This is a genomic window from Rhizobium sp. NLR8a (assembly GCF_019685235.1).
In the GTDB taxonomy this organism is placed as follows: Bacteria; Pseudomonadota; Alphaproteobacteria; order Rhizobiales; family Rhizobiaceae; genus Rhizobium.
This window is the reverse complement of record NZ_JABDWI010000027.1, coordinates 1-11,291: the sequence shown is the minus strand read 5'-3', so window position 1 is coordinate 11,291 and position 11,291 is coordinate 1. Positions and strand designations below refer to the sequence as shown.

Sequence of the window (11,291 nt, the reverse complement as noted above, 5' to 3'; positions counted from 1 at the left end):
TAGACCCCTTCTATCTCATCGTCGACAACGCCGAATGGGTCGAGCGTCTCGCGCCACTCGGCGTCAAACTCGTCCAGCTGCGCATCAAGGATTGCCCGGACTCCGTGCTTCGCGAGCAGATCCGGCGTTCGAAGGCTGCCTGCGCGGCCGCGGGTTGCCAGTTGGTCGTCAATGACCACTGGAAGCTGGCGATCGATGAAGGATGCGATTTCATTCATCTCGGGCAGGAAGATCTGATGGCCGCTGATAGAAATGCCATTCGTCGCGCCGGCATGAAGCTCGGCCTTTCCACCCACGACATATCGGAGCTGGAGACGGCGCTGGCGGCCGAGCCGGATTATGTTGCGCTCGGGCCGGTCTGGCCCACGATCCTCAAGGCTATGAAATGGGCGCCGCAAGGCGTCGAACGCCTTGCTGACTGGCGACAGCGCGTCGGGATGATTCCGCTTGTCGCGATTGGCGGGATCACCGCCGAACGGGCGCCGCTGGTATTGGAAAAGGGCGCCCACAGTGCCGCCGTGGTCACCGATATTACCCGCAACCCGGATCCCGAGGCCCGCACGCTGCAGTGGCTGGCCGCGACCGCGCCATGGCGGCGCGCATGAGGGATGAAGGGTTATTCCCGCCGGAACGCGGGATCCTGCCGGCGCGGGGGTGTTGTCATATAATCAACGCCGGTTCGGATCTGTTCAATTCCACTAAGGACCTTGGTTTCATTCAGCCTGACAACGGCGGCCGGGACGCGTTCGTCCATATTTCTGCCGTGGAACGCGCTGGCATGCGCGAAATCGTTCAAAGGCCAGAAGAACGGCTACGACTTGGAGCATGACGACAAGTCCGGCAAGATGTCGGTCTGGCAATCTTCAGTCTGCTTGAAGGGGTACAGACGAGTGGACGGAGGTCCGTCAAGGACCGCGCCAGGAATTTTTTCGACGACCCAGCTGACATCGTTTGCATATGCCGAGCCTGAGACCGCCCGTGGGGCTACCCTTTCAGGTAAGTGAGAGCGTACTCAATCCTCAACGTGTTGCGTTTTGCGGGACCAAGGGAAAGAAGTCACCAGTTTCTGCACAACGGGCGTATGTTCACTCGGTACTTCCTGCTCAGCTGATCCAGCATCGTGCAATGCCTCGCGAAGAGCCTGACCTTGCGGATGATCGCCGAAGTGCTCCAGAAAGCTCGAAATCGGCCATCTCGTCACAGTGCCGCCGGAGGCATCGTTGGCGCGATGGATGACAGTATGCTGGTCCGCTGTTTCGTTATGTTCGAGATACCATTTGTCTCCGTTTGGACTGGCCGCAAATTCGTTTGGTGCTTCTGGCATTCTAGCCTCCTCTGACGGTGCCCATTATTGTGCCGCTTCCCGGCGGGCTGTTGCGCATTATGGTTTCGCAAGCGCAGCAGCAAGGTCTTGAGTGAACGGCTTGGACCGCCGGCGCAATCCCGCGCCGTGTGCACTTTCGCTGCAGGTAGTTCATGGCACGGAGAGTCAACGACTTCCTGCGCCTCCGACGCTTGCGCCGGGGGCGATGAGAAGGTCGTCTAGCTGTTCGAACGGCGCCGGCATGCAACCCTCCATCGCGTTGGTAAGGCCTTCGTCGAATGAGCTTTGCGAGAAGTTACCCAACACGGTCTGTTCAGGCGCCGGTAGGCGACCTAACTTTAACGGCTGAACGGATATCTGAATCCGCTTGCGATTGTTTTCGAACTCCGCGGATGATTTCGAGGACAGTGGTGTTTTTCCGAAGTGCCGGCTGAGTTCGATAGAGAGGGCGGCGGGCGAGGTCATTCCGTCGTGATAAAGCTTGAACAGCAGTCTGACGGCAACGTTGTAATATTTCGGGTCTGCAAGGCTACTTGTGCAATCGTATCCTGCGTCGTCAAGGACGCCCTGCAATACAGCCAGGTCAGAGGTCCGCACAGACATGTTGAGATTGGAAGACATGCTGTCCTCCTTCAATTTGGGGCGAAGGCAGAAACCGACCTCCACGCAGTAGCGCCCTGAGAAACAGCTACTGAAGACCTACCATGCGCCTAATCGATACGGCTGGCAAACTGAATATTGTGGGATGAGGAGAAAGCGGTCAGACCTGTGCGTCCCAATGTGGTGATTTTTCGCAATCATCTCTTTCCAGGTTCAATCATCAGGGCCAAAAGGACGTAAAAGGACCTACGCACATGCCGTCCGAGCTCCGAATGAAGTCGGTGAACCGGAAATCGCTTGATCACCTCTTTCCGAGCTGGAGCAATGCGACATCACGCCTGCGACGGCATGATCGCTGCAGGTCTTTGCAACATACCACTGGGCAGAATTTCAGCATCACCAAAGACTAAGAGGGGCTGGGCTTTCGACCACCGAGCCTGATCGCCAATCCGGCATTCCTTGCTCAATTGCCTCGCGGGTCATCAATTCTTCTTGTCCGCAGGCGCGTCCACAGCTCGCGTGGCGCCCCCTTCGTTTTCCCATGATGCCAACGCCTCAGGATCGGCATGCAGCTTCCGCCGTCTCGAAGAGGGGTAGGCGGGCGCGGGAATCGTCGCCGCCTTGATGCGCCTTATCACCATCACCTCTTCGTGATGGTTGCCATGTTCTGAAGCAACGAGATCTATCGTCGCGTAGTCCGCGCGCTTGAGGATGGACCGGAGGCGCCAATTCTCGTCGCGTTTCGTCGGAGTTCCGGTTGTGATGATTACTACCATAACCAGCCTCTCAAAATTAAACTGATGATGACGGCGAAGCTCGCCAGGATGGAAGCCCTGAATAAGAAGTCGCCGTAAGCCGCCATATATGAAGAGCGATTGAAGGTGGAAGACATCTTGTCCTCCTTTGATTGGGGCGAAGGGAGCCACCCCTTGATCGGCAGCGCCCGTTTCATTGGCTGTCGATATGCAAATAATGCGCCTCTATTGCGCTTTATCCAAGGCAAATGCGACGAACGCAGCGCCAGGCGACAATATTATTTTTCGTGCGGGCTACTCGGTCACGGGGCGAGAGGCGCGGGCTCTCCTCGGCTCGTTCAGTGATGACAACTCACCTGGCCGCGATAGTCCCGAGGCGGTCCGGAATTGAATCCTACTCTCGCCCGCCTGTATGATATAGTCCCTCATGACCTATTCCCCGAAGGACCTGGAACTCGCGCGACGGCAAGTGATCATCGACCGGCAGATGATTTGCGCTCAGCAGAGTCTGATCGACGGAATGCTGACGGCTGGTCAAGTTGACAGAGGATCTACGCACGCATTGCTTCCATCAGGATCTGATTCAGGCGTCGATCCAATTGGAGCGCTGAGCCGGCGCGCTCGGGGCGGTCGACGGGTTTCCCCCCTTTTCCACTCCGCAGTCTTTTCGTCAGGTTCCTCGGCACGCCTCTTTTCGACGCCGCCCAAGCCAGGCAGTGGCCGGGCTTTGCACTTACCATTGCAGCCGCCCGTGACCTTCCTCGGAGCGCCCTCTAGGCGGTTCTGACCCGAAGACGAGCAAATTGGCACTCCTTTTAATAAAAGAACTAGGCAATCCGAACCACGACTCGCGCATCAAAGGCTGCCGCAAGGAACGCGGACTGGGCTTCCCCTTCGGTTACTATGCCCTCTACCGTGCCCGCACAGGCCTCCATTGCCATAAAGAAAGCGCTACCGCTCGTCACCGGCCAATTCTTAAAAAGCATGTCAAGGGCTTCATCTGCGGACGCAATAATATGCCGCACCCGATTGCGTTCAACCACTAAGAGCAGCCACGCCGACGTCGACACACAGTCTCCGATTCCACATTTGAGAAATAGTGGATCTCACAGTTAGCCGGAGTACGGCATGAGGGAGAAAAGTTCCTCACCCGTGCAATCCACACCCCCAACCCCCGCCTTGACGCATTGTTCCATGCTATCGCCCTATACATTGGGAGGGCCGGGGAGTCCTACGGTTGTCGGAGGTTTATCGGGCAGGCCGTCCCTGAATGGAGGCGCGTGTCCGCTCAAAGCTTGGCGGAGACTTCGACGATATTGGCTCGCCAAAACACCTTTCCAGCTCCCTGGAAAGGTCGTCGGCAGAGGTCATCCCATATTGGAAACGTTGGATAAGCAACTTCGCTGCCGCGCTGTATCGCTCAGGATGGGCGACGCTTCTGGCTGAATTGTATCCAGCCGCATCCAAGACGCCTCGCAGCATTGTGAGGTCTCTGGAATTTAAGATATGGACGTGTTCGGAAGACATTTCCGGTCCTCCTTCAATTTGGGGCGAGGGCTGAAAGCCCTGATGCAGCAGCGCCCGTAACATTGGCTGCTGACGAGGTGACCATGCCTGAGCGCAGCTCCGGATGCAATGTGAATCACGCAATTTGAATTTTTATAAGATATCTTTAACAAAACCGAAAATTGCGGTTGCGTTTCATGCAGCGAGTGCCTATATGCCTCTCATCGGCATTGCTGATGAGCGCTGGAAAGCATCTGTCGCTCGCAATTGCCGCAGTCGCTTTCTGCTTTTGACCACGGATGTACTGGCATTGGTATGGGTAGCGATGTGAGGAAGGTCGGTGCGGTTTCGCCCCGGCCTTTTTTGTTGGCCGGCTCGCTGGCCGAGAACTTCGTTTAAACACAATGGCGGCTCAGGTTGCCACATCGAGTTTGCTAGTCGAGCTTCGTTTCGCGCCACTTGGCGTCAAGCAGACCTTTCCTCTCAAAATCGATCTTTGTCTTCCGGGCGCCGTCCGGCAGCGATCACTCATGCGACGAATAGGAATTTAAATGAGCAAAACCAATGCCGCTGAGATCCAGCGCAGAACCCAACGCCAGGCCGCGAACACGAGCGGTGGCGGGCACCTGGGGGGAACAAACTTCGGGCAAGCTCCCGACGCCAAGACCGCAGGCGGAACAGGTGCCAAATCCCGTCCTAGTGGTGGACGCAAATAGACGTCTGATAGTAGCAACTCGGAAGGCTCGCTTTGAGAAACTGAAGCGAGCCCACTTTTCGAAGCAGCCAACTGTAATTCCTGCGGTATCGCGTTCGCCGCGGCAAGATCCTGGCAGATTTACGCTCGGCGGGCAAGAATCTCGATGAGCGAGCCTTGCGGGAACGCATGGAGGCTTTGAGCGTCGCCGCCATGCAGGACCTCGTCCGCCAACCGCCTCTGTGATCGGGAGATCCATCTGCGGTTAACGGAAACCCGGCAGCGTGCCGGGCTTGCTCCCAGTCAGGGCGGGAACACGGCGCGGATGCGCGCCGATGGAAATAGTGCCATGGGTTCGCCTCACAAATCCGGCGACAGCTCATTATGAACCTTGTGCACACCCTTCGTTCTCAGCGTAATCTCCTCCGCCCACAACACCTCCGCTTGCACATGCACCCACCCGGCCAGCGTGATATCGCTGCCGCGTGCGGTGACGAAGATATAGCTGGAGTCGAGATCGCTGGAATCGGCAAGCGCGCTGTAGACCGCCGATTCAAGATCGTCCTGGTCGGGATGGCGGGTTGCTACGCGGCTCGCGACGCTGAGATGTTTTCTGTCGACTGACATCGTTTCGCCTCCTGCGCGGCCCTTTTCGGGTGTAATAGGCTATCGGCGGATATCCCGCGCCGTCAGGGTATGTCGGTCCTTGCAGCCGCGGCCGTAGGCATGGGTGGCCGCATCCAGAATGGCCTCGCGCGCCATATCAAAGGCTCTCAAGCACTCGTCTTCGGAGCGGGCGGCCTGGCTTGCGGTCCGCAAGGCATTGGCTTCAATCAAAAACCGCACCTCGAACATGCCGTCATATCCGGAGAAGCGAACGGCATTGCGGCTCTCGTCGAAACTGCGGCTTCTATTGGGAAAGGTCAGTGTCACGCATTTCTCTCCCGGAGGGGTTGGTCATGCCAAGTCAAACTGGACTGTCGCAAAGTATGCCATTGAACTTCCGCCGGGCTCGCTGAGGCGCGGCAGGGCTGGTCAGGTTGCCGCTGTGCTACAGATGCAGGAGACCTTCCTCCTGTCCGGCTTCCTGCTGTCGGGGTGCCGGAATCCCGGAACGACGGCTGCTCCTTCGCAGCTCCGGTCCTAGGAAATATGGGGCGCGGCCCTCGAATTGCAATGTAGGGTCAGAGGAGAGTTCGTGGCTGGCTGGAATCTGTCGTCTGCGCTTGAGGAGGGCTGCGACGAGAGCATCGCGTTCGGGCCGAACGGGGCAGGTTATGAAACCTTTCTACGGCGTCCGCGTTTCGCACCATCGATCCCCATTTGGTCTGATCGAAAACTCCTGCAGACGGTTCATCGTGATACCCGCTGTTATGATGACGATATAGTGTCGGAATTGGAAGTTTTCATTTACGCGCTGACAGTAATCTCGTCGCTCTTCTGGAGTTTCCGTCTTAGGCGCCCAGCCGTTTGCTTTCCGATAGAAAAAACAAGCAGAGTGAAAAATCATCAGCTATTTAGACGGCGAGGGAGGCACCGAGGTAGACTTCAGCTGATTGTCATTCGATCATGCAGGCACCACCGCGAAGCTGGTACGGACGATTACAGTCCCATCCGTTGCCCGTCGAGTTAAGATGTGCGTTTTCGGGAAGCTTGAGCTGCAGGCATTGATTGCCCCTCGGCTCGAAGCCGCGGTCGCACTTCCATTTCAGTCCGTGGGGCGCGTCGACGAAGATGGCATTCTCCGGAACCTCGACAGCGACACACGTCTGATCCTTGTTTTCAAAGCCTCTATCACACCTCCACTCATTTCCGGCGGATGTCAGATATGAGTGGGCGGGGAGTTCGAGCTTGAGACATGCTTGTTGTAGCGCGCGATAACCTCTTTCGCATTCCCAGCCGGATCCTGTGGTATTATCGGACAGGAATGCTTTCTCCGGGACTTTGATAGGGTCGCAACCCACATTGGTTTGACGGTATCCACGCAGGCATCTCCAGCGATCGCCGAAATATGGGTCGAGATATGCATTGTCCGGAATTTGGACGGTGAGGCACTGGTTCCCCTTCTCCAGAAAGCCGTAATGGCAATCCCAGCCCTTGCCAAAGGAGGAGTTCGTCAGAAACGCGTTGTCGGGAAGCTTCACCTTAAAGCAGGCGTCATCCTGCCTTCGAAAACCACGATTGCATTCCCAGCCGAGGCCATAGCGGCTTGCCTGGGCATTTTCAGGCACCGACCTTGAGGTCTGGCCGAGCGCCGAGGAGCTGAGTCCCGATGCAGAATGCAGGGGGATGGTCATCATCAGGGCCAGCGCCCTGTAATATGATTGGCGCATAAGTTGTCTCCAAAGGCCTGCATCTGCGATCTCCTGGTCGTAATTCCAAGATATAACGCTGAAGGGCAGTAAAGAGGGAAGGACAGATACCGTGCGACGCTACCAGAGCCTTGGCTCTTTCTCGGGAGCTTTCTCAGGAAAAATGGGCGCGCCGGCCCACATCCCGCGACCGACAGGTGACGAGCCATGAAGCTGTCCTCTGTTGCGGACCATGGGAAAGGTCCTATGCACTTTCCGATTGCCTGGTTTGCGCTTGCTTTCGCCGTTGGCGTTCAGGAGCATTTTCTGGAAGTAGAGCAGGAAGCAGGCATGCGAGGATCGGGACGTCATCGCGTCCTCCTCTTGTCGGGGCTAGGGCGCGCTCTTGTCCCTCAGGCGGCAGCGCCCTGACCAGTTGCAGCCGACATCGCACCCTGGACTTCATTTCCGCCTTTGGCAAGCAAGCTTTTGCTATTCATGTGGTGCCTTGAATGAGGCTGATTGAAACCTTACATACAGGGCACGTTTTCAGCCTTTCGGCTACCTGATCCTCCCGGCTGCGTCGGTTGCTTGGCAAACCCTGATTTTGCGAACGTTGCGAACTCCGCCATACTGGCTGGAGCGGTTTGTTCCGGATGTATTCGTCCCGCAGCCGCACTGAGGATGCCATAATGACCAACACCACCCGCCATGCCGCCGAAAGCATGTTCAAGCGCTCCAAGCCAGAACAAGGATCGGATGCAGCAAAGCTGCAGGATTTCCTCAGCAGGCAAGCTCTCCGGAGGCGCGCGACGAAGCTTGCCGAGATGCAGCAGCGTCTCGAAAAACGGAGTGCTGGACCGGTTGGACTGACTTCTTCTTCCGTTAATACCGCAACATGGGACGGCAAAGAACGACTGTTCTCGGCGATCGCTCAAGCCGCAAGGATTAGGTTATGACCGTTTTCGACTATAGTGCCGGCGCGGGGCTTTACCCGTGCAAGACAATCAACAGAAGAGGCCGCCTCGGCTACAAGAGGTTCGATTCCGTCGCCGAGGCTCTTCGCTTTGCGATCGAGGACATGCCGGCCTCTCTCCTCGGTGGATCCGTGCTCGAAGTCGAGGAGGCGCGCTTCGATGGTTTGCAGATGCGCAAACTCTATGAAGCCGAGGCTTATCCGCTGACGCGCCGTCGACCTGAAACGTATCACGCGGAATTGCCCGCCTAAGTGGAAATGGCGAGAAGCTGAAAACAAAAGGTTGACTGGGAAGGATCTCCAGTCTATCCCTGCACATATCGATGCTTTGTTTGCCGATATTTGTTTGGCTGCGCTCTGCGCCTCTTGATCAACTCTCCCTTCAAAAGTCGAAAACACCGCCGCGCGTCGCTCGGCGGGCCGTCAAATTTATGCCGATGAAAGGGTTAATCATGACCACTGGCACAGTAAAATGGTTCAACGCCACCAAAGGCTTTGGCTTCATCCAGCCTGACGACGGGAGCGCCGACGTCTTCGTTCACATCTCTGCCGTTGAACGCGCGGGAATGAGTTCAATCGCTGAAGGCCAGAAGCTCGGCTTTCAATTGGAGCATGACCGCAAGTCCGGCAAAATGTCTGCAGGCCAGCTCCAACCGGCCTAAAAAGCTCCTATAGCCGCTGCGACCACGGATGTACTGGCGTGGCTGGCAAGGATAGTTGAAGGCCAGGCAGATGTCTGGCCTTTTTCATTCAACAAGTGAACAGCGCCCGACCGCTCGTACGACTTGAAGCGTAGCGGCCTAGGCTATCCTGTTGGGCAAGGACATCGATTGAAACACCCAAGCGACAACAGCTTTTCAGAACGTCGTAAGTCCGCCGAAAGCGCCAGACGTCAGCTGATTGCAAAATTTGAGTCGGCTCCGAAGCCGACCGACCCTGTAATGCAAGAACGGTTGGCGGCGCGCGAAGCAATTGCTTCGGCCAGGACCGCGCGTCGCGCCGAGCGCGACGCAATGAAGGCGGCGGAAAATGACCGCCTCCTTCGGGAGGCTGCCGCAGTAGCCGAGGTTGCCGAGGCTCATCAAAGAGCAGAGGCGGAAGCTCGCCAATTGGAAGTCAATAACCGAATCGCACGTGTCGTCGCCGATGAAGCGGCACGCAAGGCCGAGCGCGACCGGCGCTATGCCGCACGTAAGGCTCGTCGCGCTTGACGGCCTGAACATCTGACCGTGGCTCCCGCCAATTTGCGTCGCGTCCGAAGGGGATCAGAAAATCGATGAGAAGCCAAGCCGGCCAGTTGCACGAGCCGTTTGAAGACTCCGCCGGTGCGTGGCTGAAGATCCTCGCGAAATACCGGCAACCGAGCTTTTGGCGCAGCGCGTTCGAGTTGTCTGTGACAGCTGCCCCGTTCGCGCTGCTCTGGGTCGGCGCGTATGCCTCTTTGCTGCAAGACTTCTGGCCCGGTTACATACTGATCCTGCCAGCCGCCGCCTTCCTGCTCCGGTTATTCATGATCCAGCACGATTGCGGGCATGGTTCATTCTTCGCCCGGCGAAAGCTGGACACGTGGACAGGACGCGCACTCGGCGTTCTAACTCTGACGCCTTACGATTACTGGCGGCAAACACATGCCGAACATCATGCATCTGCCGGCAATCTTGATGAACGTGGCATCGGCGACATCACGACCTTGACGCTCGAGGAATATCGCACCCGCTCTCGAGCAGGGCGACTCGCCTATCGACTTTATAGGCATCCGATCGTCATGTTCGGCATTGGACCCGCCTGGCTCTTTATCTTCAAGCAACGCCTGCCGATCGGGATGATGCAGGCGGGAGCCTTGCCTTGGGTTTCCACGATGGCCACGAATGCAGCGATCGCGATCATAGGCGGCCTGTTAATGTGGACGATTGGGCCTATCCCCTTCCTGCTGGTGCATCTGCCGGTCGTTTTGCTGGCAGGGGCAGCCGGCGTCTGGCTATTTTATGTCCAACATCAGTTCGAGGAAACGCACTGGTCGAAGACCGGAGAATGGAAATTTCCGCGGGCCGCTCTTCACGGCGCGTCACATTATGATCTTCCGCTCGTGCTTCGATGGCTGACCGGGAATATCGGTATCCACCACATCCACCACCTTTCAAGCCGCATTCCGTATTACCGGCTTCCGGAAGTCCTGCGCAATCACCCCGAGTTGGTGGCTATCGGCCGCGTCACCCTTCGGCAAAGCCTCGAATGTGTCCGGCTTGCTTTGTGGGATGAAGAGAGCGGCAGGCTCATCTCCTTCCGAGAGGCCGAGAGCCTCGGCCCATCGATATCTGACCGCTTTATGCGGATCGTTTGAATAGCATGTTAGGATCCAAGATGAGTACGACCGCCAAAACAAGTCCCAATACGGCCGCTTTGATGGTCACTTTGACGCCTCCCCAGATCAGAGGCTTGAAACTTGCAAGGGATGGGGACCTGTACCTTCAGGAGAGCAAGAAGTGGACGCATCTCAATGCGACGATTACCTTCGCCAAAGCCGATCGCTTTCAGGAGCGGCCGATCGCAATCAAGTTCGCAACAACGGCGACGGTAGGCGAATTGAGAATCAGCGGTCTTCTCAAGACCCTCGATCCCGACGCCGACCCAGCCATCTCGCCGCACGGCATCACGATGGCCGGAAAGATGTGGCTGCTGAAGCATAAATAAATCCGGTCAGTTGCAGCGCCCGCGACAGCAGAAACCGTCAGGGGACAATGCTGCTCCACCGGAGCGGTGTCCCAGTCGTCGTCCCTGATCCACTCCGGCATGCGGTCCACAAGCTCATAGTCGCCAGCCGCCGACACACTGACGGGCAGGGGTGGCGAGCGCGAGAAGGACGTTCGTCAACCTGCGCTGCTCTTTGAAGCCCTGCAGCAGACAAGGCGATCTGCCGACTTGGCGCTCGTCTACAACGAAGCATCGGAGCGCGGTCTTGCGTGGCAACAAAATATTCGAGCCCGGGTAGGAATGCTGGCGGCAAAAGATGCCGTGCGGCTTCGCGCTTGCCATCGATGCCGGCCGCCTGGCGCATGGGGCCATACCGCTGGAGCCACGCGACGTCGCCGTCCCATCCACTCCCGTCATCGGCAAGGCAGTCTTTTCATGAAGCTAGACCCCTTCT

The 11,291-nt window shown here is 57.4% G+C and carries 14 protein-coding genes and 3 pseudogenes; 10 read left to right on the top strand and 7 right to left on the bottom strand.

Features of this window, described 5'->3' with window-relative positions:
* Together HJC04_RS31395 and HJC04_RS32025 are read left to right on the top strand one after the other, a co-directional pair.
* The coding region (locus HJC04_RS31395) for a thiamine phosphate synthase (protein WP_221147818.1) at nucleotides 1-605 on the top strand (605 nt) is incomplete at its 5' end.
* 59 nt (nucleotides 606-664) lie between these two features.
* Nucleotides 665-851, top strand: a pseudogene (locus tag HJC04_RS32025) (cold-shock protein); the annotation flags it as partial.
* Nucleotides 852-1,012: 161 nt separating this feature from the next.
* On the opposite strand, the gene HJC04_RS31385 reads toward HJC04_RS32025, so the two are convergent.
* From HJC04_RS31385 to HJC04_RS31355, 7 genes are all read right to left on the bottom strand, one after another.
* Nucleotides 1,013-1,324 carry a hypothetical protein gene (locus HJC04_RS31385; RefSeq protein ID WP_183698236.1) on the bottom strand — a complete coding sequence of 104 codons (312 nt, stop codon included), beginning with the start codon at nucleotides 1,322-1,324 and terminating at the stop codon, nucleotides 1,013-1,015.
* A gap of 165 nt (nucleotides 1,325-1,489) precedes the next feature.
* A complete protein-coding gene (locus tag HJC04_RS31380; RefSeq protein WP_259668992.1) occupies nucleotides 1,490-1,945 on the bottom strand; it encodes a hypothetical protein in 456 nt (151 codons plus the stop codon).
* A gap of 461 nt (nucleotides 1,946-2,406) precedes the next feature.
* Complete coding sequence (locus HJC04_RS31375) at nucleotides 2,407-2,700, bottom strand: hypothetical protein (protein WP_221147817.1); 294 nt, start codon at nucleotides 2,698-2,700, stop codon at nucleotides 2,407-2,409.
* A gap of 806 nt (nucleotides 2,701-3,506) precedes the next feature.
* On the bottom strand, nucleotides 3,507-3,722 hold the full coding sequence (locus HJC04_RS31370) for a DUF982 domain-containing protein (protein WP_311044477.1): 216 nt from the start codon (nucleotides 3,720-3,722) through the stop codon (nucleotides 3,507-3,509).
* 1,517 nt (nucleotides 3,723-5,239) lie between these two features.
* The gene (locus tag HJC04_RS31365; RefSeq protein ID WP_210633786.1) at nucleotides 5,240-5,506 is read right to left on the bottom strand and encodes a BON domain-containing protein; all 267 of its coding nucleotides are present in this window, start codon (nucleotides 5,504-5,506) and stop codon (nucleotides 5,240-5,242) included.
* 39 nt (nucleotides 5,507-5,545) lie between these two features.
* Nucleotides 5,546-5,812: a DUF1488 domain-containing protein gene (locus HJC04_RS31360; protein ID WP_097599671.1), complete on the bottom strand. Its 267-nt coding sequence runs from the start codon at nucleotides 5,810-5,812 to the stop codon at nucleotides 5,546-5,548.
* Nucleotides 5,813-6,438: 626 nt separating this feature from the next.
* A complete protein-coding gene (locus HJC04_RS31355; protein WP_210633785.1) occupies nucleotides 6,439-7,212 on the bottom strand; it encodes a hypothetical protein in 774 nt (257 codons plus the stop codon).
* A gap of 650 nt (nucleotides 7,213-7,862) precedes the next feature.
* On the opposite strand from HJC04_RS31355, the gene HJC04_RS31350 reads away from it, so the two are divergent.
* The 8 genes and pseudogenes from HJC04_RS31350 to HJC04_RS32020 form a co-directional block, all read left to right on the top strand.
* Nucleotides 7,863-8,129 (top strand): hypothetical protein, encoded by a 267-nt coding sequence (locus HJC04_RS31350; RefSeq protein ID WP_247241824.1) that lies wholly within the window; start codon nucleotides 7,863-7,865, stop codon nucleotides 8,127-8,129.
* The gene (locus HJC04_RS31345; RefSeq protein WP_221147815.1) at nucleotides 8,126-8,398 is read left to right on the top strand and encodes a hypothetical protein; all 273 of its coding nucleotides are present in this window, start codon (nucleotides 8,126-8,128) and stop codon (nucleotides 8,396-8,398) included. The genes HJC04_RS31350 and HJC04_RS31345 overlap by 4 nt, the downstream gene beginning before the upstream one ends.
* 200 nt (nucleotides 8,399-8,598) lie before the next feature.
* Nucleotides 8,599-8,808: a cold-shock protein gene (locus HJC04_RS31340; RefSeq protein WP_210633800.1), complete on the top strand. Its 210-nt coding sequence runs from the start codon at nucleotides 8,599-8,601 to the stop codon at nucleotides 8,806-8,808.
* Between the two features lie 168 nt (nucleotides 8,809-8,976).
* A complete protein-coding gene (locus HJC04_RS31335) occupies nucleotides 8,977-9,357 on the top strand; it encodes a DUF6481 family protein (RefSeq protein WP_221147814.1) in 381 nt (126 codons plus the stop codon).
* A gap of 65 nt (nucleotides 9,358-9,422) precedes the next feature.
* Nucleotides 9,423-10,487, top strand: a complete 1,065-nt coding sequence (locus HJC04_RS31330) for a fatty acid desaturase (protein ID WP_210633782.1) — start codon at nucleotides 9,423-9,425, stop codon at nucleotides 10,485-10,487.
* 62 nt (nucleotides 10,488-10,549) lie between these two features.
* Complete coding sequence (locus HJC04_RS31325; RefSeq protein WP_176536298.1) at nucleotides 10,550-10,837, top strand: hypothetical protein; 288 nt, start codon at nucleotides 10,550-10,552, stop codon at nucleotides 10,835-10,837.
* Between the two features lie 44 nt (nucleotides 10,838-10,881).
* Nucleotides 10,882-11,173: pseudogene (locus HJC04_RS31320) on the top strand (GSU2403 family nucleotidyltransferase fold protein); the annotation flags it as partial.
* A pseudogene (locus tag HJC04_RS32020) lies at nucleotides 11,166-11,276 on the top strand (thiazole synthase); the annotation flags it as partial. The pseudogenes HJC04_RS31320 and HJC04_RS32020, both read left to right, overlap by 8 nt.
* Nucleotides 11,277-11,291: the final 15 nt, after the last annotated feature.